Here is a 26,849-nt window from a genome sequence, read left to right as displayed (position 1 = left end):
AATATCTCCTGTCTTTAAACGGTAAACAATATCAAGCGGACACAAGTGCCAATGTCAGCCAGGGCACTAACACGATCAGCGCCCATGCCAACAGGAGACAGACGACGAATATGGAAATGTTCCTTACAAGCTCCCCATAGGGAACGCCCATGACCGCTGATGTGACGAAGAGATTGAGCCCATAGGGCGGGGTAATGAACCCGATTGAAGTCCCGACCACAAAAATCACGCCCCAATGAACAGGATGGATGTTGAGCGCCACGGCGACCGGCCCAAGGATCGGCGCCAGTATCAGAACCACTGCCACCGACTCTGTAATGCAGCCAATGATCAATATCAATCCCAGCATCGCCGCGATCGTGTAGCTGGGCCCATGCACCTTTCCCATTTCGACGAGAAAGGCCTGAATCATGCTGGGCACATCCATGACCGAAAGGATTTGCTGGAACTGAAGCGAGAACGCGACCATCGGTGCGATGATTCCCGTGATCGCCGCGCTCGCCTGGAGGATCTTCGGCACATTGCGCCACTGAACCTGCCGCGTCACATACAGGCCTACAATCATGCAGTAGACGGTGGCCACCCCCGCAGCCTCGGTCGAACTGAACCATCCGAGATAGAGACCAAAAAACAGCAAGGCAACCGCCACCAGCCCGAGGAAAGCACCCTTGGTTTCGATCGCAACATTCTTGAGCAGTGTCGCCGGATGAAACCGGTCCGCGGGTTCTGCGCCCCGGGTCAGGTATGAGCAGAATCCGATCAAGATAATCATCATCAGGATTCCCGGGAGCATGCCCCCGAGATTCAGGTCCACGGGAGAAACTCCCATGGTCACCCCGTAAATAATGAAGATCGTGCTGGGCGGTATCACCACCCCCAATGTGCCACCTGCCGCAACGATGGCGCCCGCCAGCCCGGGTTTAACCCCCGACGCCTTCATCTCCGGCCCCATCAGCTGCCCGATAGTGGCGGCCGTCGCTGCGTTGGACCCGCTTACTGCTGAAAACAGCCCGCTGGCCAGGACCGACGTCGCGGCTGTGCGCCCGGGAAGAAAGGCAACCATGCTCTTGGACAAGCCGATCAGGCGCTGCGACAATCCACCTGCGGTCAGGAAATCGCCGGTGCTGATGAAGAGCGGCACCGCAAGAAAGGCAAAACTCTTGAGCGCGTCGAGTGACGATACGCCCATGTTCGCCAGCGGAAAGTCAATTACCCAATACGAGGTTGCCGCAACCCAGAACGCCATCAACAGGACGATCGGGGTTCCAAAGACGAACATCAGCACGGTCAGGACGGAAATGACAGTTAACGCCACGGGCGCCTCCTTTCGACTGGGGTAGTTACAGGATGCTGCCCGGAGCGTTCTTTGCTTCTTCCTTGAGACGATCCCACCCATAAAAAACCAGCCAGAGCCGCTGGCAGATGCGCAACATCGAGAAGCCCCAACCAACCGGGACGGCGAGCGTTGCGAAGGCGAGCGGGATAGGGGTACCGAACACCGTCTGGTTCATGGCGATGTTATTGCGGACGATGCCGTAGGAACTGAAGATGATAATGGTCCCGATCCCCAGCCAGATTCCGCAGTCGATTGCTTCGAGTATCCGCTGCGCCTTCTCACTCAAACGGCGCCGCAGTTCCGAAAAAGCGAGATGGGTGCCGTAGCGTCCATGCTTTGCCATCGAAAACCAGGACAGCCACACAAAGGCATGCAAGGCTACCTCCGGCCCCCACACGGCCTGCTCCCTGGTCACTGCCCGGCGTATGGTTTCCACGCCGATCAGGATGATCAACGTGACGTAACTTGCCAGGATGACGTTGTTTTCAACATGCGAGAGCGATGCGTCGAAACGTTCGGTCCAGGTACGTTTTCCATCGCTTGTTGACACTGGCATCTCCGGGCCGCGCAGGGTCTCCGACGCTTTTTCCTGTCCCTGCCCTTCCGTATTTCGAATAGCTTCCAAAGCAGTGTCTCCTCAGCGCGTTGCAATGAGGGCCGGCATTGCCGGCCCTTCAAACCGGGACTAGATCCACCACTTGGCGGGCTGAAGGGGTTTGCCCGATACTTTCGCCTCGAACTCCTTCATCGCGCCGTACACGTCAGTGCCGGCGATTTGGTCCAGCTTCTTCCGGCTTGCCGAGTACAGCTGGAGGTTGGCTTCCACCCCTCCGACCCCCTTGAACTCGGCGCGCTGCGCCTCGGTCAGACGGTTGTGCTTGATCGCACTCTTGCTGTACGCGGAGGTAGCCGCTGGGTTCGGTCCGTTCCCGACCTGCGCGTTCTGTGCCTGCTCCACCCCACGATAGGCAGATTGCATGGTCTCGAAGGCTGCATCCATGAACACGAGCTTGATCTTGTCCGGGAAGGCATCGAACGTCTTTGCCGAGATGAATACCAATTCAAACCCGGGCGAGAATCCGACGCCGATCGCCTGCGACAGCACGCTCTGCATGCCAAAGCCCGTAGCCGCCCCCGGCCAGGTTTCAGTAGCGTCGACCACGCCCGATTTCAGCCCCTCAAGCAATTCGGTGAACGCCAGGGGAATCGGGCTCATCTTCATGCTCTGCGTGAAATTCGCAATCATCTCGCTGTTGGTGATACGGATCTTTGCGCCCTGCAGGCCTGCGGGGGACACGATCGCCGGCTTGTCCGCATATTTCAAGCCCATCAGGATGTCGCGCATCTCACCGCTGCCGAACAGCGGCACAATGCCGTAGGCCTTGCGCATCACATCTCGATAGAGTCGATTGGATTCCTTGCTGAACAGGAAATTGTGATAGCCGGTACGGTCGCGCCAGAGGAAAGGCCAGTCGAGTGCTATCGAGTACGGCATTACCGATCCCAGGTTCTGCGGGGAAGAAGATCCCATATGGATCACATTGTTGATTACCCGCTCGCCGCAAGTTGTTTCAGCACAGGACTGCGATTTATCGATCAGCTGGATCGCGACTTCACCGTCGCTTTTTTCTTCCACCCGTTTTACGAATTCGTAGATGCCAGTGCGCAGATGCGCCTCGTTTGTCGGTGATATGACGCTCGCGCCGAAACGCAGCTTGTACTTCGCTTTTGACTGGGCATGGGCATCGCGTATGGCATATTCACCCAGCGAGGGCAACAGCCCTCCCGTTGCGCCTGTGGCAGTTGCAAACAACGCCGCCTTCAGACCGTATTTCCGGGCCACCGACAGGAATTCCCTGCGTGATATAGGCTGCTGATGATTCATTTTGTCCCCTCACCATTGAATAGAAGCCGGCATCTGTTTTTGTATTACCGGCACAAGCTTTTAAACGGGAATATGCATACCCGGCCCCAAACTCCTTGTCTCGAGGCGGACCTCCCTTGAGGTCAACAGCGGCGTCGGCCCGCTCACGTCGATGATGTCTTCGTACTGGCCGGCAGCAAACAATGTCGACGTCCCCTCGATGTCAGTATGGATCAGCAGGACACTCGACAAGACACGGGCGCAGCCATCTTCATTGCCAATGCGGTAGATGCTGATATGGCGCTTGAACCGCCCCTTCATGCGAACGTGCTGCGGCAGCATCGCAAATAGACCCTGCATTCCTTGACGGTCATGCTTGAGCCACACCATGTCCTTGCCGATTTCGGGACTGAAGGCAGTGATCTGGTAACTGAAATCCGGTGCGCAGGTTCGCAAGAAGCCTTTGAAATCCTCCTGGTCCAGCAGTAATGCGCCTTCGTAGACGACCGCGCCGATTTCTTCCCTGTTCATGCGGCCCTCGTCTTTTTGCTGGTTGGTCGATCCTGCAAAGCCGGGGACCGGTCGAAAGGGTCATTCGCCTTGCGTCCCATATATCTGGACCAGGTCCGGTAATAAGCCCGGACGATCTCGTCATCTTGTGACTTCAGGCCCTCATGCCGGGCGAAGATTCCATACTGGGATGCACCGTTGCGGTTCGTCCTTTCGACCGCGTCCACGAACAGAACGTCTTCGGCCAAGTTCCGTCCGAACGGCCCCCAGAATTGATTGTGATGTTTCTGACGCTCGTCACGGTCTTCGGCGGACTCACCCTTGATGCCCAAGCCGCGTTGCTCGAGGAGAGTGATGCCTGGCGCAATGGGAATACTGGTATCGATCCGGATCGTGGTAGCCCTGACAATTACAGTGGTGTTCGGGAACACATCGACGACGCGGAATTCACCAGGCTGAAGTCCCGGAAGGACAAGGTTGTCCCGCGACTCCCATCCCTTGTAGTTCTTGTACTGGACGTTGAGAGGCTCCAGCGATCCGTGCCCGTTTTCATGGATGCTCCACATACGATTGTGATAGCCATCGACCGCCACGCTGGTCGTGCGGTTCACCACATGGCCCCATTCGTGGTACAGCTCCATGTTGGTCTCATGCCACTGCTTCCAGTTGGCAGTCAGCCTGACCCGATGGAAATGAAAGACTTCCAGTGGCTTGGTGCCCATTGGCTCAAGCAAGTCATCCATTGCATCGCCGACGTGGCTATCGAAGTCTTCCGCGGCATCATCCAGATTGATGAAGATCATGCCGAGCTTCTCAGCCGTTTTCACCTGACGCAGTCCAACATCATCTTTCGTGAGACCGCACTGGCTATAGCCCTCTTCCCGCGTCATCGAGGTACAGCGCCCCTTGGTATCGTAAGACCAGAGGTGGAAAAAGCAGGTGAAGCTTTTCACGTTTCCAATCGGCTCGGTGACGAGCAGAGCACCGCGGTGCGAGCAAGCGTTGATGAAGGAACGAACGATGCCGTCCTTGCCCCGCACCACGACGATCGGAATGCCGACATGCTCGATCGCCCGAAAATCCCCAGGCGCGGCGACTTCGCTCTCATGGCACACGAATTTCCAGGTCCGGGCAAATATCTTGCTCCGCTCCTCCTGAAACAGAAGGGGATCGGTATATACCTCGGCGCTAACATAGTGATCATCAGGAAGCCCGGGCGGGGTAGTCCATTGAATGGCGGTACGAGACATACAACCTCCTGTTGATTGAGCGACTTCAGAAAAGCAGGTTTACAACATCGTGCGGCCGGTCCATGTTTTCAGGATTTGGACTGACGGCGCACTGCTGATCAGAAGTTGAGAAGCTGCCTTGAGTCGATCGGCAATTTCTTTTTCGCGAGCCGTCGTTACGGCAGGACTCGACGCCGTCACGACCAGGCACCCTATGGGGCGCCCATCCGGATAGGGCATCAGCGCCGCACCGATCGCAGTCATTCCTTCATAAGCATCGTCGCGAGCAACTGCGAAGCCCTGCTCACGCACGATGTCGAGGTAGCTGAACAGCGCACCCTGCTTTGTAATCGTTTCAGATGTAAATGATTTGTAGGGTGCTGGGCCAAGCAGCTGATCGCGCTCCGCTGGCGGGAGGGATGCAAGCAGGATCTTTCCGGACGCCGACCCGTGCAGCGGGCTCTTGAGCCAAGTGTCGTAGTACGGCGAAAGTGGATGGTCGCCCCGAACGAAGTCAACCACCATGCGTTCCTTGCCGATAAAGAGAACCAGCGCAGTCGTCTCGGAAGTACGTTCACGAAGGAACTCGAGTACGGATCGCGCCTCGTTCTTTAACTGCGTAATCGGATGAAAGAGCGACAGCGGAGATAGTGCCCGCGGACCGGGGAGATAGCGCTTTGTGGAATCGTCCCTGACTGCATAACCCTGCTCCAGCAGGATCTGTAGCAAACGGTGTGCAGTACTGACATCAAGGCCGGCCTCTGCAGCAAGTTCGGACAATGTCAGGGGTGCGCTTGCCCTCGTCAGCACATCAAGCAGAATCAGTCCGCGCGACAAAGAACCAACCGCGCCACCGTCCTCCCGGGACGTCCGGCGACGGGGCTTGATCTGCTCCTCAAGCGAAATCGTGGAATCCAAAATTTGCATCCCCTCTAATGACAAAATCTTCTGCTCGGTATGCTATGTGAAGTTTTCATTATACGCAATCATGTATTCATTAAACGGTATTTTTTCTGGAATTGCCGGATTCGCGTAGCCAGATTTTTTGCTGGCGAAACGTGACAAGTGATTCGCCATGAAATGCCACGCTCGCAACTACTGGGGCGGAATTGATCTCGACCGCCCTCCGATGCACACCCATGGACTCGGGCGTTGCCCCGGGCACTCCCTGGGCGAGTGAACATCAGCGCAGCCTGGCACGGGACCACCTGAAGTACTGTTTCAAATACAGTACACTGACCGGCAGCAACAAAAACCAGACAGGCACTTCCGCGCCGCCGCCAAGGCTCCGGCGCACCCGCCGTCCCCATTAATCATCCGACCCGCGCGTGCGGCCGTCGGTGCGGACCATTTTCCCGACCAGGAGACATGAATGTATCCAGAACTTTCGATGTACATCGACGGCAACTTCATCACCGCCGCCCAAGTTGAAAAAACGCAGGATGTGCTCAATCCCGCCACCGGCAAGCCGCTCGGAAAACTGCCGCACGCCAGCAAACAGGACCTGGACCTTGCGCTCGCCGCAGCGCAAAGGGCGTTCGAACAATGGCGCCGCACCTCCCCGCTGGAGCGCTCGAAGATCCTGCGCCGGGTAGCCGAACTGGCGCGCGAGCGCTCCGAGGAAATTGCGCGCGGCATCACGATGGACATGGGAAAACCGCTGGCCGAAGCCAGGGTGGAAGTTGCCGCCGGCGCAGAGCACGCGGAGTGGCACGCCGAGGAATGCCGCCGCATCTACGGCCGCGTGATCCCGCCGCGCAATCCTGCCGTCCGACAGATCACGGTGCGCGAGCCGGTGGGTGTGTGCGCTGCCTTCTCGCCGTGGAATTTCCCCTTGAACCAGGCGATTCGCAAGATCGCGGCGGCGCTCGGCGCTGGCTGCACGCTGATCATCAAGGGCCCGGAAGATGCGCCCAGCGCGGTGGTCGCGCTGGCCCACCTGTTCCACGACGCCGGATTGCCGCCAGGCTGCCTGAACATCGTCTGGGGCGTGCCGCCCGAAATTTCCCAGCACCTGATCACCTCGCCGATCGTGCGCAAGGTATCGTTCACCGGCTCGGTGCCGGTAGGCAAGCAACTGGCCGCGCTGGCCGGCGCCCACATGAAGCGCGTCACGATGGAACTCGGCGGCCACTCGCCCGTGATCGTGTTCGATGACGCCGATGTCGATCAGGCGGCGACGGTACTGGCCGGGCTCAAGCAGCGCAATGCCGGCCAGGTTTGCGTTGCCCCGAGCCGCTTCTACGTGCACGAAAAAGCCTACGACCGCTTCCTGTCGGTGTTTGTTGCAGCGCTGGAGAAAGTGAAGGTCGGCGACGGACTCCAGTCCGAAACCAGGATGGGACCGCTGGCGCATGAGCGCCGCGTGGATGCCATGCAGCAGTTCGTGGATGACGCGATTGCCTGCGGCGCCACGGCGGTGCTCGGCGGCGAAGCAATGGGCGGATCGGGCGGCTATTTTTTCCCGCCCACGGTGCTGTCCAATGTGCCGGACACTGCACGCCTGATGCGCGAAGAGCCGTTCGGCCCGGTCGCGCCGGTGACCCGTTTCAGCGATACCGACGACGTGCTGCGCCGCGCCAACAGCCTGCCTTTCGGACTCGCATCGTATGTCTTCACCGGATCGATCAAGACCGCGCGCCATGTGTCGAACAATCTTGAAGTCGGCATGGTCAACATCAACCACTTCGGGATTGCCCTGGCCGAGACGCCGTTTGGCGGCGTGAAGGACAGCGGCATGGGTACCGAAGGCGGCACCGAGACCTTCGATGGCTACCTGAACACCAAGTTCATCTCGGAATTGAGCTGAGTCTTTTTCAAGCCCGGGGGCGCGCGCAGGCAGGCGCGCTCCCTGTGGCGATGAAGGAGCAGGTATAAAAAAAAGAGGAACGCTTTTGCGTTCCTCTTTTTCATTCTGCCCGTCCCTGGATCAGAAAACGATCAGGTCGCGCATGGCTTCTCCGGACGCCATCCGGTCAAAGCCGCGGTTGATGTCGTCGAGCTTCAGCCGCTCGCCCATCAGCTTGTCGATCGGCAGCTTGCCGCGCAGGTAAAGGTCGATATAACGCGGAACGTCACGTCCCGGCACGCAGGAACCGACGTAGCTGCCCTTGACCGTGCGCTCTTCCGCCACCAGGCTCAGTTGCTGCAGCGGCCACTTGTCGTCCGGATGCGGCAGGCCGGCGGTGACCGTCATGCCGCCGCGGCGGGTCATGCGGTAGGCTGCTTCCATGGCCTGGGTCGAACCGGCCATTTCGAATGCATAGTCGACGCCGCCCTTGGTCAGTTCGCGTACCCGGCTCACTGCGTCCGGATCGCGAGCATTCACCGTCGCGGTCGCACCCAGCGCCTTGGCGGCGGCCAGCTTGCTGTCATGCAGGTCCACCGCGATCACCTGGGATGCGCCGGCCGCCAGTGCGCCGAGCATCGCGCACAGTCCGACGCCACCCAAGCCGATCACGGCAGCCGTGGTGCCAGCCTTCACGCCCGCCGTGTTGATGGCGGCGCCGACGCCGGTCAGCACCGCGCAGCCAAACAAGGCGGCTTCGATCGGATCGATATCCGCCTCGACCTTGACGCACGAGCGGCGGGAAACCACCGCATGCTCGGCAAAAGCCGACACGCCGACGTGATGATGGACATCGCCCGTTCCCATATGCAGGCGCCGTGCGCCCGACAACAAGGTACCCTTGCCGTTAGCTTCCGCGCCAGGTTCGCACAGGGCCGGCCGTCCTTCCATGCAGGGCAGGCAGTGACCGCAGCTGGGCACGAACACCAGCGCGACCAGATCACCCGCCCTGAGGTCGGTGACACCCTCGCCGACCTGGACCACCCGGCCCGACGCCTCGTGCCCCAGCGCCATCGGCACCGGACGCGGACGCACGCCATTGATCGTCGACAGGTCCGAATGGCACAGCCCGGCTGCGACCATCTTGACCAGCACTTCGCCGGGTCCTGGCGGATCCAGCGTCAGCTCTTCGATCTTCAGTGGCTTGGTTTGCGCATACGGGCCTTCCATGCCCAACTGATGCAATACAGCGGCGCGAGTCTTCACGATACGTCCTCTCAGGAGCAGGGTTTCAGGTCAGATGGTACGGCCGCCATCGACCGGCATTTCCAGTCCGGTGAGGAAGGCGGCGGCATCGGTGCCGAGGAAGACCGAGACAGCAGCCACGTCTTCCGGGGTGCAGAAGCGGCCGAGCGGCACGGTCGCGATGAAGCGCGCGCGGTTTTCCGGGGTATCTGGAACACCCATGAAATCGCCCAGCAAGCCGGTCGCACCCATCACCGGGCAAATTGCGTTGACGCGGATATTGTCCGGAGCCAGTTCCACCGCCATCGATTTCGACAGCATGTTGACCGCACCCTTGGAGCTGTTGTACCAGGTCAGGCCTGGACGGGGACGAATGCCCGCCACCGAGCCGACGTTCAGGATCACGCCGCCCTTGCCGCGCTGGCGCATCAGCGGCACCACGGCATGGGTCATGTGGTAGATCGACTTGACGTTGACGGCAAACATGCGGTCGAAGGTCTTTTCGTCCACGTTCAGCATTGGCTGGTTCTTGTGGGTGGTGCCGGCATTGTTGATCACGATGTCGGGAATGCCGAAGGTGTCGACGCAGTGCTTGACCGCAGCGTCGATGTCGGCACGGCTGGTGACGTCGCAGCCGATTGACGTTGCGTTCGGTCCCAATTCTGCGGCCAGCGCCCGGGCGCCCTCCACGTTGAGGTCGGCGATGACAATCTTCGCGCCTTCGGCGATGTAGGAACGCGCCACGCCGGCGCCGAAACCGCCTGCTGCGCCGGTGATGATTGCGACTTTATTCAACAGTTGAGCCATGTTGCTTTCTCCTGATTAAGTGCGGGACCTGAATCCCGCCCGGCAGGCGATCGCCTGCCGGATGCAAATTGATGAATGACAGCCTTGTGCCTGGGGTGGACTGAGCGACGACGATCAGCCGAAGTACTGCACGACGGTCTTGGTGGTGCTCATCTCTTCCAGCGCGACGAAGCCCTTTTCGCGGCCGTGGCCGCTCTTCTTCATGCCGCCGAAAGGCAGTTCCACGCCGCCGCCGGCGCCGTAGCAGTTGATGAAGACCTGGCCCGAAATCATGCGCTGCGCCATGCGCGACTGGCGGCTGCCGTTCTCGGTCCAGATGCCGGACACCAGGCCGTATTCGGTGGCATTGGCCAGCCGAACCGCATCTTCCTCGTCGGTGAAGCTCATTGCCGACAGCACCGGTCCGAATACTTCCTTGCAAGCCAGCTTGTGGTCGCGCGGCACCGCGCCGAACAGGGTCGGCGCCACGAAATAACCGTCCGCCGACACGCCCTCCGCCAACTGGCCTTGCGCCAGCACCGGCACGCCGGATGCTACTGCTTCCGCGATGAAACCGCTGACGCGTACAAACTGCTTGCGGTTGACGATCGGGCCGCAATCAAAATCCATCTCCGGTGTGCCAACTTTCACTTTCGCGAAGGCGGCAGCGACCCGGCCGACGAACTCCTCGTATATGCCCTCTTGCACCAGCAAGCGGCTGCCTGCCGAGCAGGTCTGGCCAGCATTCTGGGTGATGGCCTTGACGATCACCGGCACTGCCTTGTCCATGTCGACGTCGTCGAACACGATCTGCGGCGACTTGCCGCCCAGTTCGAGCACGCACGGCACATGGTTGCGGGCAGTGGCTTCCTGCACCATCACGCCCACCTCAGGCGAGCCGGTGAAGGTCGCGAAGTTGATACCCGTGTGGGCGGTCAGCGCGGCGCCAGCTTCGTGACCATAGCCGGTCACCAGGTTCAGGGCACCCGCCGGCAAGCCGGCTTCCTGGCCGAGCTGGACCAGGCGGATCACGGACATGCAGGCATCTTCCGAAGGCTTGAGCACGCAGGCATTGCCCATGGCGATTGCCGGGGCGATGGTGCGGCCGAACATTTGCGCCGGGTAGTTCCAGGGAATGATGTGGGCTGTCACGCCGTGCGGCACACGCACCACGGAAACGTTGTAGCCGTTCATGTAGGGAATCGTCTGGCCGTGCACCTTGTCGGCGGCGCCGCCGTAGTATTCGAAGTAACGGGCAACTGCGACGATGTCGTTGCGCGCCACGGTGATCGGCTTGCCGGTGTCGAGCGCTTCGATCTGGGCCAGTTCCTCGGCATTGTCGAGGATCTTCTGTCCGAACTTCAGCATGATGCGGCCGCGTTCAGCGGCGGTCAGCTTGCCCCATGCGCCATCGAGGGCGCCCTGCGCTGCCGCGACTGCCAGGTCGATATCTTCCGCGCGGCCACGGCCGATCGTGTCGTAAACCTCGGCGTTGCAAGGATTGATGACGTCGATCGCTTCGCCTGCTACCGGTGCAACCCATTTGCCGTTGATCAGCAATGTCTGGATACCCATTCAAATTCTCCTGTCTAATGTTTGGTTGTTATCGTGCTTCAGTGCGCACCAGCGGCATCGGAGGCGTGGGTCAATTCCCCGCGCTCCAGGGTCAGGGTGTCGTCAGGCAGGTCCCGCAGCAGGCTGCGGTTGGACTCGGTGACGACGACACACAATTCGGGCGCCATGTCGCGCAAGCGGCGCAGCGACTCGGCATACTGGTTGGCCAGCACAGGAGCAAGTCCCTGGAAGGGCTCGTCGAGCAGCACCAGGCGGGTGCCTGCCATCAGTGCGCGACCGAGCGCCGCCATCTTGCCCTGGCCGCCGGACAGGGCCGAACCCGAGCGTGGCAGCATCTCCTTGAGCTGGGGCACGACCACCAGGGTTCTCTCCAGGCGATGGTCGATCTCGGCCTTGGACAAGCCGAGCACATCGCATGGCAGGCGCAGGTTCTCTTCCACGGTAAAGGTGGGAAACATGACCCGGTCTTCCGGAGCATAGCCGATGCCGAGTCCGGAACGCATGTAGCCGGGTTGCGTGGTGATGTCGTCGCCATCGAACTCCAGCGTGCCTTCGGTGGACGGGATCAAACCCATCACGACCCGCAGCAAGGTGGTCTTGCCGGCGCCGTTGCGGCCCACTACGGCCAGCAGGCTGCCTGCCTTGAATTCGGTCTGGATCTTGCGCAGCACGGTGATGCCGGCGATCCTGGTGCTGACCTGATTGATCTTCAGCATCTCATTCCCCAATCACGTTCTTGCGTATTTCCGGATCGTTCAGCACTTCCGTCGGCGTGCCGTCGGCCGCCACGCGGCCGGAAATCCAGGCCGCCACGCGGGTAGCGTAGCGCGTCACGATATCGACGTCGTGCTCAACGAAAATTGCGGTGATCTTTTGCTCGTCCAGTGCCGCCATGATAGTCGCCATCAGACCATGCTTTTCGTCCGTCGACACGCCGGAAGTCGGCTCGTCGAGAACCAGCAGCTTTGGCTTCAGTACCAGCGCCATGGCGATGTCGAGCAGCTTGCGGTGTCCTTCCGGCAGCAGTTCCGACAATTCGTCGGCGCGGGCTGACAGGCCGACCATTTCCAGCACATGGTCGATCTCGGCATTGGATACCGATTGCGCCAGCGAATTCCACAGGCCAAGGCGGCCGATCCGTCCGGCAGCCGCCAGCCGCACGCAGTCACGTACCGTGTGCTCCAGGAACAGTTGGGGCAACTGGAAGGAACGTGCCATGCCGCGCTTGACGATGACACGCGGCGCCAGCCCCGTGATCTCGTTGCCGTCGAACAGCACCTTGCCGCTTTGCGGCCTGATCAGGCCGGTGCAGATGTTGATGAATGTGGTCTTGCCGGCGCCGTTCTGGCCGATCACGGCCAGCCGCTCGCCCTGCTGAAGGCTGAAATTGATGTTGTCAGCCACCACCACCGCCCCGAAGGACAGCTTGAGGTCTATCGTTTGCAGCAATGCTTGTCCCATCACGCCTCCTTCCTGCGCGCTTGCACGCGCGACATCAATCCGGAGATGCCGTTGGGGGCAAAGAACACCATCAGGATCAGCACGATTCCAACCACCATCTGCCACGCGCCGGTCAGGTAAGCCGCGGCGAACAGCTTGAGAAACTCGAACACACCGGCGCCGAGGAAGGCGCCAACCGGATGGCCGACGCCACCGAGAATGGAGATGAACACGATCTCGCCCGAACGTACCCAGTAACCCATTTCCGGAGTCACCAGGCCTTGCGTGACCGCGAAGATCGCGCCTGACAGCGAGCACAGCGCGGCCGAGATGATGTAGCCGATCCACAGCACGCGATAAGTCGACATGCCTATGTATTCAAGGCGGGTCTCGTTGGTCTTGATGGCGGAAAGCGCCTGTCCGGCCACGGAATTCAGATAGCGCTGGACCAGCAAGCCCAGCACCAGCGCCAGGCCGACCACCAGCAACAGCAGGACGGTTTCATAGCCGTCGCGTTCCAGGGTCATGCCGAAGAAACTGGAGCGTTCGATCCGCATGCCATCCGTGCCGCCGGTGACGTTGGTGAACTTGCCGATGATGGAGAACAGCACCATCGACAGCGCCAGGTTGAGCATGCCGAAGAAGATTGCGCGGTAACGCACCACGAACGAACCGACCAGGGCGCCGAACAGCGTGCCGACCACCGTTCCGAGCAGGATCAGCACGGCGGTATCGGTGCCGGCCCATTTCTTTCCGAGAAAGGCCACGACATACCCTGCCAGGCAAGCGAACATGGCGTGACCGAACGACAGCAGGCCGGCGCGCACCAGGATCGAAACGCCCAGTGCGGCAAGGCCGAAACAGGCGGCGATAATGATCGGGGTCTTCAGCCACGGCATGGCGAAGGGCGCGACCAGCGATAACAGCAGCAGTGCAAGGACTGCGATTTTTGGCTTGGACATCAGACTCTCCTCGCCTGTGCGACGGAAAACAGACCCTGGGGTCGGAACAGCAGGACCAGCACCATGATCAGGTAGGGCATCAGCACCTCCAACTCCGGCATCAGGTACACCGCAAAGGAACGCGCCAGGCCGATGATGATGGCGGTAACCAGCGTGCCTTCCACCTGGCCCAGGCCGGCGGTGGCGACAACGGCAAACGACAGCACGATCATCTCGGCGCCGATACCGGTGACCCACGCGGTGGTAGGCAGCGCGAGCGCGCCACCCAGCGCACCCAGCACGGAACCGACCACGAAGGTCATCAGGCAGATGCGCTTGACATTGATGCCAAGCGCCATCGACACCTCACGGTTGTGGGCGACGGCCACGATCTGGCGGCCGGTGGAACTCTTGCGCAGGAACCAGCGCAGCGCGACGAAAATCAGCAGCGCCACGCCGGGCAATACGAACAACTGATAACGCGTGTAGGTAATGCCGACTACGTCGACGTTGCCGAAGTAGGCGACGATATCTGACACCGAATAAGGCTGCGTTCCCCAGATCATCCGCTGCAGGTCTTCGAAGATCATGAAGGCCGCAAACGTGATGAGCAATTGCAGCATTGCCGGCTTGTCATAGATGCGGCGCAACAACCCGCTTTCCATGATTGCGCCCAGCAGCACGCCAACTACCACGGCTGCCAGCACCAGCAATGCTACTTGCGCCAAGGGCGGCAAGCCGAACTTCACCGCCAGCAGCACGGTGGAAGCGGCGGCATAGCCACCAAATGCATACAAACTGCCATGCGCCATGTTGAGGATGCCCATGACGCCAAAAACCAGCGTCATGCCCAGCGCCACCATGAACAGCAGGCCTGCATACGAGAGGCCATCGAGGATGGCCAGCAGGATCAAATCCGGTGTCATTTTTCTGCTTTGCTTTTTTTACTTGAATACGACGATGCGCGGGCTCTTGATCAGCTCGGGCTTCAGGGTCTTGACCCACTCTGGCGACTTCGAACCTACCGGAGTCGTGACGAGGTCAGCCGGATAGATCTCCATCTTGTCGAGGATGGGGAAAGCGTAGCCCGGGGCCTTCTTGGTCGTTCCCATCAGCTGGTCTTCCAGGCCCTGTCCGTCGACACGCATCTTGACCGTGCGGGTAAGGCCACGGAATTCGATGCCGTGCATGGCGTCAGCCAGTTGCTCGTTGGTCGGCCATGCGCCCTTGTTGGCCTTGATCGCCTTGTCATAACCTGCGACCAGGCCGTCAAGCGCCTGGACCATGTGATGAACCGAATAGATCGGATAGGCGCCGGTCTTGGCCTTGAACTTGGCAACGAAGTTCTTCAGCTTCGGATCGTCCTTGAATTCAGGATGCAGGAACCAGTGGTCGCCACGGGCGCCAACCAGCACGCCTTCAGGCATCACCGATCCCAGGCGCTCAAGCGAGCTCTCGGCCAGCGGCAGCACGAACAGCGAGTTTTTCATCAGTCCACGCTGTGCAGCCTGGCGAACGAAGGTATCCAGGTCACCGCCCCACGAGGTCGACAGCACGACATCGGGCTTGATTGCCTGCAGGCGCGTGATTTCGGTCGAGAAATCGGTTGCGCCGAATTTCGGGAACAACTCGGCCACGATCTTGGTATCGGGCTTCAGTGCCATCAACGTATTGCGGAACAGTTCCCACGAATCACGGCCATAGGCGTAGTCCTGGTTCACCACGGCGATGGTCTTGAAGTTGGGCTTCTGGCGCAGCAGGTAAAGTACGGTTGCAACCATCTCGGTGGTGGCGTTGGCCTGGGTACGCACGACATAGCGATAACGCTTGTCTTCCAGCACTTTCTCGGTGCCGCAGTCCCACATCACGTTGACCACTTTCAGGTCTTCGGCGACCGGTGCCAGCGAGTTGCAGTTGCCGCTGGAGATTGCGGCCAGCATGACCTTGGCGCCCTGTTCCTGCACCACGCGACGGTACTCGGACAGCAGCTTGTCGCCGCCAACGCCTTCGTCAATGTAGGTCGGCACGATCTTCACGCCGTTGATGCCACCGGCCGCATTGATTTGCTCGATGTAGAGATCGGCAGCGGCCTTGGCGGGAACGCCGAATACCGATGCGGAACCGGACAGGAAGGTGGTGATGCCGATTTTCAGTTCAGCAGGCTTGCCGGTCTGTGCCAGCGCGCCGGTCATGCTGGTGGCCGCGAGTGCGGCGACAAGCATGCTGGATAATTTATTGAATTTCATGTGAGCTCCTAGGTTCGTCATCATTGCAATCAACGAAGGGATGCCAGGAATTCACGAGCAAGACAAAACACCCCGGGGCGAATCGCTTGCGCGCAAACCACTGTCTCCGTTGATTGTTATTTTTTTTGAGCAGGCTGTAGCGGGGCGGAGTATAGACGCGCCGCCAGCGGCTAGCCAGTCGCATTTGGTGAAGGGGGGGTTCAGGTTTGCTGAAGTCGGAAATGCGATGGCAAGGATGGTGGCATCGGGCAACGAAACCAAAAAAAAAGAGGAACGCTTGCGCGCTCCTCTTTTTCCACTGCTGGCGTCCCCAAGGGGATTCGAACCCCTGTACTCACCGTGAAAGGGTGATGTCCTAGGCCTCTAGACGATGGGGACATGATCTGTCCGCTACTGCAGCCTCACGACTGTACTGCTACTGTACTCTGTACTCTGTACTGAAAAAAAAGAGGGCCGCTTGCGCGCCCTCTTTTCCTGCTACTGGCGTCCCCAAGGGGATTCGAACCCCTGTACTCACCGTGAAAGGGTGATGTCCTAGGCCTCTAGACGATGGGGACATATTCTGTCCGATCTTTCCGCTTCGATGCTTTGAAGCCGTGGCCACTGCTGCAGTTTGTTGGTGGAGGTAAGCGGGATCGAACCGCTGACCTCTTGCATGCCATGCAAGCGCTCTCCCAGCTGAGCTATACCCCCCCTGCGCAGAAGCGAAATTATAGCAGTGCTTTTTCCCCTGTGTAAATCGGTTTTTGCATTTACCCAAGGAATCGAGCAAGTCGTGCCGACACCGTCTCGCGGCCGAACAGTTCGACGACTGCATCGATCGATGGCGTCTGCAACTGGCCGGTCAGCATCAGCCGCAATGGCATGGCAAGCTGCGGCATCTTCAGCTTATGCGCAGCCAGCACTTCCTTGAGCATGGCGGCCAGTGCTTCCTTCTTCCAATCAATCGTCATGCAATGCGCTGCATAGGCCAGCAAGGCCGGCTTCACGGCGTCGGTCAGATGCTGTGACAGCAGCGCTGGTTCCGGCGCCGGTTCGCGATAGAACAACATGGCCGCCTCGGCCAGTTCATTGACGGTCTTGACGCGCTCTTTCAGCAGCGCCAGCACGCTGTCGAGATCGGGCGCGCTATCAAAGCGGGCGCCGTCCTGCTCCATCAAAGGCCGCACCAGCGCAGCCAGGCGGCCCGGCTCGGCCTGGCGTATGTAATGGTTGTTCAGCCAGGCGAGCTTCTCCGGATTGAACTGCGCCGGCGATTTCGACAGGTGGCCAAGGTCGAACCACGCACAGAACTGTTCCATGCTGAAAATCTCGTCGTCGCCATGGCTCCATCCGAGCCTGGCCAGATAGTTCAGCATGGCTTCCGGCAGGTAACCCTGCAGCGGATATTCCATCACGCTGACTGCGCCGTGGCGCTTGGACAGCTTCTCGCCGTCGGGACCATGGATCATCGGCAGGTGGCCATACACTGGCAATTCGCCGCCGAGGGCCTTCAGGATATTGATCTGGCGCGGAGTATTGTTCACGTGGTCGTCGCCGCGGATCACGTGGGTGATGCGCATGTCCCAGTCGTCCACCACCACGCAGAAGTTGTAAGTCGGCGTGCCGTCCGGACGGGCAATGATCAGGTCGTCGAGTTCGCGGTTGGAAATCGTGATCGGGCCTTTGACTGCATCGTCCCAGGTGACGTCACCTTCCTGCGGATTGCGGAAACGCACCACCGGCTTGCGGCCTTCGGGCACGGCCGGCAGCGTCTTGCCCGGCTCCGGGCGCCAGGTGCCGTCGTAGCGCGGCTTGTCGCCGGCGGCGCGCTGGCGTTCGCGCATCGCTTCCACTTCATCCGGCGTGCAGTAGCAGTAATAGGCGGTGCCGTCCTTCAGCATCTGGGCCACCACCTCGCGGTAACGCTCCATTCGGCGCATCTGGTAGAACGGACCTTCGTCCGGCGTCAGTCCCAGCCATTCCATGCCCTCGATGATGGCCTGCACTGCTTCAGGCGTCGAGCGTTCGACGTCGGTGTCCTCCACCCGAAGGATGAAGATGCCGCCGTGGCGGCGTGCGTAGGCCCATGCAAACAAGGCTGTGCGGGCGCCGCCCAGGTGCAGGAAACCGGTGGGGCTGGGGGCGAACCGGGTGCGCACTTTGGTAGCTGCGCTGGTAGCTGCGTTGGTAGCTGCGCTGGTAGCTGCGCTGGTAACTGAATTTGTAGCTGCGGTCATGGCAAACAAAAACGGCCCTGGGTTGCCAAAGCCGGCGTTGGAAAAACCGCCATTTTACTCTCCCGCCCCCGTCAAAGCGGCCTACATGCCGGGAAACCATGACACGCTGCTAAAATCGCTGTTTTACCCCGATCGCAACATCAATGACTCCGTCCACGCCGCGCAAACTGTTCGTCACCACCGCCCTGCCCTATGCCAACGGGCCGTTCCACATCGGCCACATCATGGAGTACATCCAGGCCGACGTCTGGGTGCGCTTCCAGCGCATGTGCGGCAACGAGGTGAACTTCGTCGGCGCCGATGACGCGCATGGCGCGCCGATCATGATTGCAGCCGAGAAAGCCGGCGTCACGCCACAAGAGTTCGTGGCCAATATCGCCGCCGGCCGCAAGCAATATCTGGACGGCTTCCACATCGCCTTCGACAACTGGCATTCGACCGACGGCCCGGAAAACCATGAACTGTCGCAGGAAATCTACCGCCGTCTGCGCGATGACGCCGGACTGATCACGACCCGGACCGTGGAACAGTTCTTCGATCCGGTGAAGAACATGTTCCTGCCGGACCGCTATATCAAGGGCGAATGTCCGCGTTGCGGCACCGCCGACCAGTACGGCGACTCGTGCGAGAACTGCGGCGCCGTCTACACCCCGACCGACCTGAAGAAGCCCTATTCGACCCTGACCGGCGCGACGCCGGTGCTGCGTTCATCCGAGCATTATTTCTTCCAGCTCTCCGACCCGCGCTGCACTGATTTCCTGCGCCAATGGGCACTGGAGAGCCACCGCCTGCAGCCGGAAATCGCCAACAAGGCGCGCGAATGGCTGGAAGGCGAGAACGGACTGGGCGACTGGGACATCAGCCGCGATGCGCCCTACTTCGGCATCGAGATTCCGGATGCGCCGGGCAAGTACTTCTATGTATGGCTGGACGCGCCGATCGGCTACCTGGCGTCGCTGAGGAATTATTTCGGCAAGACCGGCGGCGATTTCGACGCCTTCATGGCGGATCCGTCGACCGAGCAGTACCACTTCATCGGCAAGGACATCACGTATTTCCACACACTGTTCTGGCCCGCAATGCTGAAATTCTCGGGCATGAAGGTGCCGGACAATGTGTTCGTGCATGGCTTCATCACCGTCAGCGGCGAAAAAATGTCCAAGTCGCGCGGCACCGGCATTTCGCCGCTGCGCTACCTCGACATCGGCATGAACCCGGAATGGCTGCGCTACTACATCGCGGCCAAGCTGTCGGCCAAGGTCGAGGACGTGGACTTCAATCCGGACGATTTCGTTGCCCGCGTCAACTCCGACCTGATCGGCAAGTACATCAATATTGCCAGCCGGGCAGCGGGCTTCATCACCAAGCGATTCGATGGCAAGGTTGCGACGGCTTGGGCGCACAGCGGCGACGCATTCCTGGATGGCCTGCGCGACGTGGCAGGAGAAGTTGCAGCCCTGTATGAAGGCCGTGAATACGGCAAGGCGCTGCGCCTGATCATGGGACTGGCCGACGGCGTCAACGAGTATGTCGATGCCAACAAGCCTTGGGAGCTGGCCAAGGATCCGGCCAACAACGACCGCCTGCAGGAGGTGTGCAGCCGGCTGCTGGAGGCGTTCCGCATCCTGACCATCTACCTGAAGCCGGTGCTGCCGGACCTGGCGCTGCGGGTGGAAGCGCTGCTCGATGTCGGCCCACTGGCGTGGGCGCACGTGGCGACGCCATTGCCGGACGGCCACCGCGTGAATCCGTATTCGCACCTGATGACGCGGGTGGATCCGAAGATGCTGGATGCGCTGTTCGAGCCGCCGGCTGAGGCGGCGGCTGAAGCAGCGGCGGTGGCGGGCGCGGCTTCGGGGGCTGCTGCTGTGGCTGGTGCAGGGACTTCTGCTGGTGCTGGTGGACCCCATCCCCATCCCGGCCTTCCCCTTGAAGGGGAAGGAGTGGACGGAGGAGCGATCGAGGCGATCGCTCCTGAAATAAAGATTGATGACTTCGCCAAGGTCGACCTGCGCATCGCGCTGATCGTCAACTGCGAACACGTCGAGGGCAGTGACAAGCTGCTGCGGCTGACGCTGGATGCTGGCGAAGGCCGGACCCGTAATGTATTCTCGGGCATCAAGTCCGCCTATTCACCCGAGCAGCTGGTCGGCAAGCTGACCGTATTGGTAGCGAACCTGGCGCCGCGCAAGATGAAATTCGGCGTGTCCGAAGGCATGGTGCTGGCTGCATCTGCAGCTGACGAAAAGGCTGACCCCGGCATCTATATCCTCAACCCCTGGCCCGGCGCCAAGCCGGGCATGCGCATTCACTAAAGCCATGGACCTGCTGGTCAGAGAAGCTGCACTCGAGGACGCGGAACTGATCGCCGACCTGACCCGCGCCTGCTGGTCGGGACGGGTCGCGCCGAGTTCGAGCGGACACCACGAGGCGCCGGCCACGGTGGCCGGACAACTGCAACAGGGCGGCGGCTTCCTGCTGTTCGACGGCCAGCGGCCGATAGGCTCGGTACGATGGCTGCCGCTGGATGCGGACGAAGGCGTGTGGGAAATATTGCGCATGGGCGTCCTGCCCGAATGCCGCGGCCATCAGTTATCGCAGCATTTGCTGGAAGCCGTGATTCATCAGGCGCATGCCAGCAATATCGACGAGTTGAGATTGGCCGTACGCGCCGACCAGGCGCGCCTGGTCGACCTGTATGCTGCACAAGGCTTCGAGCTGGCGCTGGAGCTGGAGTATGAGCATGCCAACCCGCTGGAACCCGGTCCGAGGGTGATGCGCAGGATCTTGCGGCGCTAAAACCGCGCCAAAACGGCTATAACACGGCGATAACACGGCGGCCGGCACTGCCATTGCTGCAGCAGGCCGGACCGTCTCTAAGGTCCGCCGCTTGAATTGCCCCGCCTTGCAGGCGCACAATACCTGTTCCCCTTGCCGGCGCAGAATATAGCGATGAGCCTGTTCAACCTGCGTTTCCGCCCCCGCCTGATCGACGACCTGCGGTCCTACGACAGCACGAAACTCTCGCGCGACATCGGCGCCGGCCTGACTGTGGCGGTGGTGGCCCTGCCATTGGCGATGGCGTTTGCGATTGCCAGCGGGCTCAAGCCCGAAGCCGGCCTGTTCACCGCAATCATCGGCGGCTTCCTGATATCCGCGCTCGGCGGCTCACGTGTCCAGATCGGCGGGCCGGCCGGCGCCTTCATCGTCGTCATCTACGGAATCCTGGAGCGCTACGGCCTGGCCAACCTGCTGTTGGCCACCATGTTCGCCGGCGTGCTTCTGTTTGCAATGGGGATACTCAGGCTCGGGTCGCTGATACGTTACATGCCGATCCCTATCGTGATCGGCTTCACCAACGGTATCGCGGTACTGATCGCGCTATCGCAGCTGAAGGATTTCTTCGGGCTGAAGATCGAGCGCATGCCCGGCGATTTCTTCGCGCAGATCCAGGCGCTGTCGGCGGCGGCACACACCGTCCACCTGCCGACACTGGCAATGGGCGTGGCGTCGCTGCTGCTGGTGTTCCTGTGGCCACGCCTGCTGCAGTCCAGGGCGCGCACCGCACACGAACTGGATCGGGACCGCGAGCGGATCTGGCTGCGCCTGCTGCGCGGCATTCCCGGCACGATCGTGGTGCTGGTGCTGGCGACCAGCGCTGTCAGCCTGTTCGGGCTGCAGGTGGAAACCATACAAACCCGTTTCGGCGGCGTACCGAAAGCACTGCCGGCGTTTGCGATCCCGGCATTCAGCTGGGAGCTGGTGCAGCAATTGCTGGTGCCCGCGCTGACCATCGCCATGCTGGCAGCGATCGAGTCGCTGCTGTGCGCGCGGGTGGCCGACAGCGTGATCGGCGACCGTCATGACCCGAACCAGGAATTGATGGCCCAGGGCGTGGCCAACCTCGTCACCCCGTTCTTCGGCGGCCTGCCCGCTACCGGCACCATAGCCCGCACCATGACCAATATCCGCAGCGGCGCAGCGTCGCCGCTGGCAGGCATCGTGCATGCGCTGGTTCTGCTGCTGATCGTGCTGGTGGCGGCGCCGCTGGCCTCGAATATCCCGCTGGCCGCGCTGGCTGCCGTCCTGCTGTTCGTCGCCTGGAACATGGGCGAATGGCACGAATTCGCGCGGCTGCGTCATTTCGCGATGACCTACCGGGTGCTGATGGTCGCCACTTTCGTGCTGACCGTGGCGGTCGACCTGACGGTCGCGGTCGAGGTCGGGCTGGTGCTGGCCTGCCTGTTCTTCATCTATCGCATTTCCAGCCTGACCACGATCGAACCGCTGCCCACCGCCCAGCCATTGCCTGACGGCGTGCACGCCTACTCGATATTCGGCGCGCTGTTCTTCGGTGCCGTGGGAAAGATAGAAGCACTGGTCGAGGGCGACGAGCTTCCGCCGCGCGCGCTGATACTGGAGTTGCACCAGTTGATCAACATGGATGCGACCGGACTGGATGCGCTGGACGACATCCACCGGGCGCTGGCCAGGAAAGAGAGCCACCTGATCCTGTGCGGCCTGGCCGGACAGCCGCTCAGCATCATGCAGCGCAGCGGCTTCCTGCAGCGACTGGGTGCCGAAAATTGCGTGGACACGGTCGAGCAGGCAATGGCGCGGGCAGCCTCGCTGCCCTGAGCGCTGGTGCCAGGGCGCGAGCGCTCAGGGCTTCACGTCCGGATCCTCCGAAGTCGACACCCGCGTCACCACCCGCGTGCCGATGTCGAAATGGACATTGAACAAGCGCCGGCTGCCCGGGCCTTCCTGGTACAGCCAGTCCCAGACTTCCTCGTTCTTCAGCCTGAATTGCATCGTCGAGCGTGGCCGGCCCAGCATGCGCCGCACCTGGTCCATGCTCATGCCGGGCGTGATGCGCTTGAAATTGTCCTCGGTCAGCACCTGGCGCCAGTCTTTCAGCTTGCCGTCCTTGCCGATATCGAACATCCAGGTCCGCACGCCATTGGGACCTTTCGGATATTCGAGGACCCGCTCGCCGCTCTCCTCTTCCCATACGGTATCAGGCCGGCCCATCGCAGTACGAACATCGCCCTCGCTGGAGACGCCGCGTGCCAGCTTCTCCAGGCCGGCTTCTTCCACCAGACGACCCTGCTGGTCACAGCCGAGGGCCATGATGGAACAGAAGAATGCGAAAAACGCGCGGACCAGTTGTTTCATGGCGGTACCCTGAAGTGAAGTTCTTGACTCGGGGTAGAATAGCGCCTGATTGCACTTCCTGTTAGCGGAACACCCATGAAATTTTCGAAGCAATTCAGCGGATATCAATCCGAGTTCACGGAATTCCTGAACGACCTGAAGCAAAAGAACCCGAAACTGGAAGAGGGTCAGCTCGCCGGCCGCAACCTCCTGTGGGAACAGCCGCCGCGGGACGATCTGGAAGAACTGGAACGGATCGAGGCATCGCGCGTCAAGCAGCAGGCTTACGTCTACCAGTCGAAGTAAGCCAGGGTCCGCGCCGGGCAGCCCCTGCGCCTCCAAAGTGAGCAAGCTTACGTGAGTACCCGCGAGTCCGACGCGCTGGCATTGGCCGGTCACCCCGACACGACGCCCGACGTCATTGACGGCGTGGCTTTCGCTCGGCTGTACGGGGAGCCGCTGTTCAAGCTGCCGCACGACCTCTACATCCCTCCCGACGCGCTGGAAGTCTTCCTCGAAGCCTTCGAAGGTCCGCTCGACCTGCTGCTGTACCTGATCCGCAAGCAGAACTTCAACATCCTCGACATCCCGCTGGCCCAGGTCACGCTGCAGTATCTCGAATACGTCGACCAGATCCGCCTGCACAACCTGGAACTGGCAGCCGAATACCTGCTGATGGCTGCGATGCTGATCGAGATCAAGTCGCGCATGCTGCTGCCGTCCAGAAAGGCGGACACTGGCGAAGAGGCGGTAGATCCGCGCGCGGAACTGGTGCGCCGGCTGCTGGAATACGAGCAGATCAAGCTGGCCGCGTACAAGCTCGACAGCCTGCCCCAGCTCGGCCGCGACTACGTGCGCACCCAGATTTACATAGAGCAAAGCGTGGTGACGCGCTGGCCGGAGGTCGACGCCGGCGAATTGCAGGCAGCGTGGGCCGACGTGCTCAAGCGCGCCAAACTGACCGCGCATCACACCATCAGCCGCGAAGAACTTTCGGTGCGCGAGCACATGACCGGCATATTGCGCCGGCTGCAATCGGCCCGCTTCGTCGAGTTTGCCGACCTGTTCGACCCGACCCGTGGCGTGCCGGTGCTGGTCGTCAACTTCATCGCCCTGCTCGAACTGGCCAAAGAAACCCTGATCGAAATCACGCAGGCGGAAGCCTTCGCGCCGATCTACGTACGGCTGTCCTATTCGCCGACCTGATTCCACACTTTCCTTTACTGCCTGCGGCGCTTTCCAATGAAAATCATTTCGTCCATCGATGAATTGCGTGACCAGTTGCGCGGCCAGTTGCGCACCGCATTCGTGCCAACCATGGGCAACCTGCATGAAGGCCATCTGTCGCTGATGCGACTGGCCCGCAAGCATGGTGACCCGGTGGTGGCATCAATTTTCGTGAACCGCCTGCAATTCGGTCCGAACGAAGATTTCGACAAATATCCGCGCACTTTCCAGGCCGACGTCGAAAAGCTCGAGCGCGAGGGCGTCTACGTGCTGTTCGCGCCAACCGAGAAAGAGCTGTATCCGGAGCCGCAGGAATATCGCGTGCGTCCGCCCGACGACCTCGGCAACATTCTTGAGGGCGAATTCAGGCCCGGTTTCTTCACCGGCGTCACCACCATCGTGCTCAAGCTGTTTTCGTGCGTGCAGCCGCGCGTGGCCGTGTTCGGCAAGAAGGATTACCAGCAACTGATGATCGTGCGCAACATGGCGCGTCAGTTTGCACTACCCACCGAAATCATCGCTGCCGAGACCTGGCGCGCAGACGATGGCTTGGCACTGTCATCCCGCAACGTCTATCTCAGGCCCGACGAGCGCGCCGAAGCGCCGGCCTTGTACCAGGCACTGCAGCAGGTTGCAGACGAAGTGCGCTCCGGCCACCTGGACATATTCCAGCTCGAACGCGAAGCCATGGCCCGGCTTACCAAACGCGGTTGGAAGCCGGACTATATTTCGATTCGCAAGCGGATCGACCTGCAGCCGCCCGCAGCCGGGGACCTGGCCAAGAACGAGCCGCTGGTGGTGGTCGCCGCGGCCCGTCTCGGCGCCACCCGCCTGATCGACAACCTGGAAATCTGATGGCCGCGGCCGGCCTTTGCCACCCGACGTGGAAAGGCGGGGCCCGCTCGCTGCTGCTTGCCATCGTCGCCGTCGCTTGCGCATTGGCTGCCGCCCCGGCGCAAGCGGTGGTGTCGGTGCTGGACGACGCCGGGCAGACCATCTCCCTCGCGGCGCCGGCACGCCGCATCGTCAGCCTTGCGCCGCATGCGACCGAGCTGCTGTTTGCGGTCGGCGCCGGATCCAGCGTGGCCGGCGCGATCGACTTCAGCAACTTTCCTCCCGAAGCGCGCCGTATTCCCTCGGTGGGCAGCGCGACTGCGTTCGACATGGAGCGCATCGCTGCGCTGCGGCCGCAACTGATCGTGGCTTGGGGCAGCGGCAACAATGCGGCACGGCTGCAGCAGTTGCGCGAACTGGGGTATCCGGTGTTCGTCAGCGAGCCGCGCGACTTTGAAACCATTGCGACCTCGCTGGAGCGGCTGTCGGTACTGGCCGGCACCGCCTCGACCGGACGTGCCGCCGCGGCGCAGTTCAGGCAACAGGTAAAGGCGCTGCAGGCCCGCTATCGGAGCCGCCCGCCGGTGCGCGTGTTCTACCAGATCTGGCGCGCGCCGCTGATGACGCTGAATAACGATCATCTGGTGTCGCATGCGATTGCCACCTGCGGCGGTAGCAATATCTTCGGCCATCTGCCGCAACTGGCGCCAACGGTCGGTATCGAGGACGTGTTGCTGGCCGACCCGGAAGTGATCATCAATGCCAGCGGTGGCGCCGATGATGATGGCGTGCAGATATGGCGGCGCTTTCCGCGCGCCACCGCAGTCCGGCGCGCCAACCTGTACACCGTCGATTCCGATTCGCTGACGCGCGCAACGCCACGCATCCTGGAAGGGACGGAAGCAATCTGCCGGGCGCTGGACCTCGCCCGCACGAAGCGCTAGCAGGCATGCCGCCGCCGATGCCACGTCCCACACATCCGGATCCACGCAAGACCACCATTCCCCTGCCACTACAGCCACCCATCCCGCACACGGATCACACATGAAACCTCTCTCGCCGACGCCCGAATATTTCAACAAGATGCAAGAGAGCACGCTGCCGGCGCTACTCGGCATCGAGGTGCTGGAGGTCGGGCCGCAGACGCTGCGAGCACGAATGCCGATCAAGCCGCATCACCTGGCGCCCAATGGCTTCCTGCACGCTGCTTCGGTGGTTGCACTGGCCGACACTTGCTGCGGCTATGGCTGCGTTGCGCATCTGCCGGAAGGCGCGAAAGGCTTCACCACGGTGGAACTGAAAACCAACCACCTCGGCACGGCACTCGAAGGCACGATTGAATGCGAGGCGCGCGGTGTGCACCTCGGCCGCACCACTCAGGTATGGGATGCGACGGTGAAGGCCGGTGGCAAGACGATTGCGCTGTTTCGCTGCACGCAGATGGTACTGCGCTAG

The 26,849-nt window shown here is 61.2% G+C and carries 25 protein-coding genes and 3 tRNA genes; 9 read left to right on the top strand and 19 right to left on the bottom strand.

The genetic code is table 11. From position 1 onward, the window contains the following. Positions 1-31: 31 nt before the first annotated feature. The 6 genes from FVE66_RS04280 to FVE66_RS04255 form a co-directional block, all read right to left on the bottom strand. A complete protein-coding gene (locus FVE66_RS04280) occupies positions 32-1,315 on the bottom strand; it encodes a TRAP transporter large permease (protein ID WP_151446121.1) in 1,284 nt (427 codons plus the stop codon). 25 nt (positions 1,316-1,340) lie between these two features. Beyond that, the gene (locus FVE66_RS04275) at positions 1,341-1,886 is read right to left on the bottom strand and encodes a TRAP transporter small permease (RefSeq protein WP_241672996.1); all 546 of its coding nucleotides are present in this window, start codon (positions 1,884-1,886) and stop codon (positions 1,341-1,343) included. Positions 1,887-2,021: 135 nt separating this feature from the next. Further along, the gene (locus tag FVE66_RS04270) at positions 2,022-3,221 is read right to left on the bottom strand and encodes a TRAP transporter substrate-binding protein (RefSeq protein ID WP_151446120.1); all 1,200 of its coding nucleotides are present in this window, start codon (positions 3,219-3,221) and stop codon (positions 2,022-2,024) included. 60 nt (positions 3,222-3,281) lie between these two features. Next, positions 3,282-3,731, bottom strand: a complete 450-nt coding sequence (locus tag FVE66_RS04265; RefSeq protein ID WP_151446119.1) for a nuclear transport factor 2 family protein — start codon at positions 3,729-3,731, stop codon at positions 3,282-3,284. Continuing rightward, positions 3,728-4,960, bottom strand: coding sequence for an aromatic ring-hydroxylating oxygenase subunit alpha (locus FVE66_RS04260; RefSeq protein WP_151446118.1), 1,233 nt, complete (start codon positions 4,958-4,960; stop codon positions 3,728-3,730). The genes FVE66_RS04265 and FVE66_RS04260 overlap by 4 nt, the downstream gene beginning before the upstream one ends. A gap of 39 nt (positions 4,961-4,999) precedes the next feature. Beyond that, entirely contained in the window at positions 5,000-5,866 is an 867-nt protein-coding gene (locus FVE66_RS04255; RefSeq protein ID WP_151446117.1) for an IclR family transcriptional regulator, read from the bottom strand. Positions 5,867-6,311: 445 nt separating this feature from the next. Between FVE66_RS04255 and FVE66_RS04250 the strand changes: the two genes are divergently transcribed. Further along, positions 6,312-7,748 (top strand): NAD-dependent succinate-semialdehyde dehydrogenase, encoded by a 1,437-nt coding sequence (locus tag FVE66_RS04250; protein WP_151446116.1) that lies wholly within the window; start codon positions 6,312-6,314, stop codon positions 7,746-7,748. Between the two features lie 120 nt (positions 7,749-7,868). Here FVE66_RS04250 and FVE66_RS04245 read toward each other — a convergent pair whose 3' ends face one another. From FVE66_RS04245 to gltX, 12 genes are all read right to left on the bottom strand, one after another. Then, a complete protein-coding gene (locus tag FVE66_RS04245; protein ID WP_151446115.1) occupies positions 7,869-8,993 on the bottom strand; it encodes a zinc-dependent alcohol dehydrogenase family protein in 1,125 nt (374 codons plus the stop codon). 30 nt (positions 8,994-9,023) lie between these two features. Beyond that, positions 9,024-9,779, bottom strand: coding sequence for an SDR family oxidoreductase (locus FVE66_RS04240; RefSeq protein ID WP_151446114.1), 756 nt, complete (start codon positions 9,777-9,779; stop codon positions 9,024-9,026). 114 nt (positions 9,780-9,893) lie between these two features. Next, positions 9,894-11,327, bottom strand: a complete 1,434-nt coding sequence (locus tag FVE66_RS04235; protein WP_421829135.1) for an aldehyde dehydrogenase family protein — start codon at positions 11,325-11,327, stop codon at positions 9,894-9,896. A 44-nt stretch (positions 11,328-11,371) separates the two neighbouring features. After that, entirely contained in the window at positions 11,372-12,049 is a 678-nt protein-coding gene (locus FVE66_RS04230; protein ID WP_151446112.1) for an ABC transporter ATP-binding protein, read from the bottom strand. Position 12,050: 1 nt separating this feature from the next. After that, positions 12,051-12,794, bottom strand: coding sequence for an ABC transporter ATP-binding protein (locus FVE66_RS04225; RefSeq protein ID WP_151446111.1), 744 nt, complete (start codon positions 12,792-12,794; stop codon positions 12,051-12,053). Continuing rightward, positions 12,794-13,735, bottom strand: coding sequence for a branched-chain amino acid ABC transporter permease (locus FVE66_RS04220; RefSeq protein WP_151446110.1), 942 nt, complete (start codon positions 13,733-13,735; stop codon positions 12,794-12,796). Before FVE66_RS04220 ends, FVE66_RS04225 begins: the two co-directional genes overlap by 1 nt. After that, positions 13,735-14,640 carry a branched-chain amino acid ABC transporter permease gene (locus tag FVE66_RS04215; protein WP_151446109.1) on the bottom strand — a complete coding sequence of 302 codons (906 nt, stop codon included), beginning with the start codon at positions 14,638-14,640 and terminating at the stop codon, positions 13,735-13,737. Before FVE66_RS04215 ends, FVE66_RS04220 begins: the two co-directional genes overlap by 1 nt. 18 nt (positions 14,641-14,658) lie before the next feature. Further along, complete coding sequence (locus tag FVE66_RS04210; protein WP_151446108.1) at positions 14,659-15,960, bottom strand: ABC transporter substrate-binding protein; 1,302 nt, start codon at positions 15,958-15,960, stop codon at positions 14,659-14,661. A gap of 302 nt (positions 15,961-16,262) precedes the next feature. Continuing rightward, a tRNA-Glu gene (locus tag FVE66_RS04205) sits at positions 16,263-16,338 on the bottom strand. A gap of 103 nt (positions 16,339-16,441) precedes the next feature. Next, a tRNA-Glu gene (locus tag FVE66_RS04200) sits at positions 16,442-16,517 on the bottom strand. Positions 16,518-16,577: 60 nt separating this feature from the next. After that, positions 16,578-16,653: transfer RNA gene (locus FVE66_RS04195), tRNA-Ala, on the bottom strand. Between the two features lie 59 nt (positions 16,654-16,712). Next, positions 16,713-18,179, bottom strand: a complete 1,467-nt coding sequence (gene gltX, locus FVE66_RS04190; protein WP_151446107.1) for a glutamate--tRNA ligase — start codon at positions 18,177-18,179, stop codon at positions 16,713-16,715. Positions 18,180-18,322: 143 nt separating this feature from the next. Between gltX and metG the strand changes: the two genes are divergently transcribed. The 3 genes from metG (at position 18,323) to FVE66_RS04175 (ending at position 22,817) form a co-directional block, all read left to right on the top strand. After that, positions 18,323-20,494: a methionine--tRNA ligase gene (gene metG, locus FVE66_RS04185; RefSeq protein WP_151446106.1), complete on the top strand. Its 2,172-nt coding sequence runs from the start codon at positions 18,323-18,325 to the stop codon at positions 20,492-20,494. A gap of 4 nt (positions 20,495-20,498) precedes the next feature. Beyond that, positions 20,499-20,978 carry a GNAT family N-acetyltransferase gene (locus tag FVE66_RS04180; RefSeq protein WP_151446105.1) on the top strand — a complete coding sequence of 160 codons (480 nt, stop codon included), beginning with the start codon at positions 20,499-20,501 and terminating at the stop codon, positions 20,976-20,978. A 153-nt stretch (positions 20,979-21,131) separates the two neighbouring features. Next, complete coding sequence (locus tag FVE66_RS04175) at positions 21,132-22,817, top strand: SulP family inorganic anion transporter (protein WP_151446104.1); 1,686 nt, start codon at positions 21,132-21,134, stop codon at positions 22,815-22,817. Between the two features lie 24 nt (positions 22,818-22,841). Here FVE66_RS04175 and bamE read toward each other — a convergent pair whose 3' ends face one another. Next, on the bottom strand, positions 22,842-23,354 hold the full coding sequence (gene bamE / locus FVE66_RS04170; RefSeq protein WP_151446103.1) for an outer membrane protein assembly factor BamE: 513 nt from the start codon (positions 23,352-23,354) through the stop codon (positions 22,842-22,844). A gap of 75 nt (positions 23,355-23,429) precedes the next feature. Between bamE and FVE66_RS04165 the strand changes: the two genes are divergently transcribed. From FVE66_RS04165 to FVE66_RS04145, 5 genes are all read left to right on the top strand, one after another. Then, entirely contained in the window at positions 23,430-23,639 is a 210-nt protein-coding gene (locus FVE66_RS04165) for a DUF3460 family protein (protein WP_151446102.1), read from the top strand. A gap of 51 nt (positions 23,640-23,690) precedes the next feature. Then, positions 23,691-24,539 carry a segregation and condensation protein A gene (locus FVE66_RS04160; protein WP_151446101.1) on the top strand — a complete coding sequence of 283 codons (849 nt, stop codon included), beginning with the start codon at positions 23,691-23,693 and terminating at the stop codon, positions 24,537-24,539. A 36-nt stretch (positions 24,540-24,575) separates the two neighbouring features. Beyond that, the gene (panC, locus tag FVE66_RS04155; RefSeq protein WP_151446100.1) at positions 24,576-25,415 is read left to right on the top strand and encodes a pantoate--beta-alanine ligase; all 840 of its coding nucleotides are present in this window, start codon (positions 24,576-24,578) and stop codon (positions 25,413-25,415) included. Continuing rightward, the gene (locus tag FVE66_RS04150) at positions 25,415-26,338 is read left to right on the top strand and encodes a cobalamin-binding protein (RefSeq protein WP_151446099.1); all 924 of its coding nucleotides are present in this window, start codon (positions 25,415-25,417) and stop codon (positions 26,336-26,338) included. The genes panC and FVE66_RS04150 overlap by 1 nt, the downstream gene beginning before the upstream one ends. Positions 26,339-26,438: 100 nt before the next feature. Further along, positions 26,439-26,849: a PaaI family thioesterase gene (locus FVE66_RS04145; protein WP_151446098.1), complete on the top strand. Its 411-nt coding sequence runs from the start codon at positions 26,439-26,441 to the stop codon at positions 26,847-26,849.

Origin of the sequence: Lacisediminimonas profundi (assembly GCF_008831265.1) — a bacterium.
Lineage (GTDB): Bacteria > Pseudomonadota > Gammaproteobacteria > Burkholderiales > Burkholderiaceae_D > Lacisediminimonas > Lacisediminimonas profundi.
The sequence above is the reverse complement of the archived record's forward strand: the minus strand, read 5'-3'. Positions and strand labels throughout refer to the sequence as shown.

Bases quoted from the DNA above. Each gene is read 5' to 3' on its own strand.
- FVE66_RS04270 (WP_151446120.1), bottom strand. From the start codon at position 3,221: ATGAATCATCAGCAGCCTATATCACGCAGGGAATTCCTGTCGGTGGCC.
- FVE66_RS04265 (WP_151446119.1), bottom strand. From the start codon at position 3,731: ATGAACAGGGAAGAAATCGGCGCGGTCGTCTACGAAGGCGCATTACTG.
- FVE66_RS04260 (WP_151446118.1), bottom strand. From the start codon at position 4,960: ATGTCTCGTACCGCCATTCAATGGACTACCCCGCCCGGGCTTCCTGAT.
- FVE66_RS04255 (WP_151446117.1), bottom strand. From the start codon at position 5,866: ATGCAAATTTTGGATTCCACGATTTCGCTTGAGGAGCAGATCAAGCCC.
- FVE66_RS04250 (WP_151446116.1), top strand. From the start codon at position 6,312: ATGTATCCAGAACTTTCGATGTACATCGACGGCAACTTCATCACCGCC.
- FVE66_RS04240 (WP_151446114.1), bottom strand. From the start codon at position 9,779: ATGGCTCAACTGTTGAATAAAGTCGCAATCATCACCGGCGCAGCAGGC.
- FVE66_RS04230 (WP_151446112.1), bottom strand. From the start codon at position 12,049: ATGCTGAAGATCAATCAGGTCAGCACCAGGATCGCCGGCATCACCGTG.
- FVE66_RS04225 (WP_151446111.1), bottom strand. From the start codon at position 12,794: ATGGGACAAGCATTGCTGCAAACGATAGACCTCAAGCTGTCCTTCGGG.
- FVE66_RS04220 (WP_151446110.1), bottom strand. From the start codon at position 13,735: ATGTCCAAGCCAAAAATCGCAGTCCTTGCACTGCTGCTGTTATCGCTG.
- FVE66_RS04215 (WP_151446109.1), bottom strand. From the start codon at position 14,640: ATGACACCGGATTTGATCCTGCTGGCCATCCTCGATGGCCTCTCGTAT.
- FVE66_RS04210 (WP_151446108.1), bottom strand. From the start codon at position 15,960: ATGAAATTCAATAAATTATCCAGCATGCTTGTCGCCGCACTCGCGGCC.
- gltX (WP_151446107.1), bottom strand. From the start codon at position 18,179: ATGACCGCAGCTACAAATTCAGTTACCAGCGCAGCTACCAGCGCAGCT.
- metG (WP_151446106.1), top strand. From the start codon at position 18,323: ATGACTCCGTCCACGCCGCGCAAACTGTTCGTCACCACCGCCCTGCCC.
- FVE66_RS04180 (WP_151446105.1), top strand. From the start codon at position 20,499: ATGGACCTGCTGGTCAGAGAAGCTGCACTCGAGGACGCGGAACTGATC.
- FVE66_RS04175 (WP_151446104.1), top strand. From the start codon at position 21,132: ATGAGCCTGTTCAACCTGCGTTTCCGCCCCCGCCTGATCGACGACCTG.
- bamE (WP_151446103.1), bottom strand. From the start codon at position 23,354: ATGAAACAACTGGTCCGCGCGTTTTTCGCATTCTTCTGTTCCATCATG.
- FVE66_RS04165 (WP_151446102.1), top strand. From the start codon at position 23,430: ATGAAATTTTCGAAGCAATTCAGCGGATATCAATCCGAGTTCACGGAA.
- panC (WP_151446100.1), top strand. From the start codon at position 24,576: ATGAAAATCATTTCGTCCATCGATGAATTGCGTGACCAGTTGCGCGGC.
- FVE66_RS04150 (WP_151446099.1), top strand. From the start codon at position 25,415: ATGGCCGCGGCCGGCCTTTGCCACCCGACGTGGAAAGGCGGGGCCCGC.
- FVE66_RS04145 (WP_151446098.1), top strand. From the start codon at position 26,439: ATGAAACCTCTCTCGCCGACGCCCGAATATTTCAACAAGATGCAAGAG.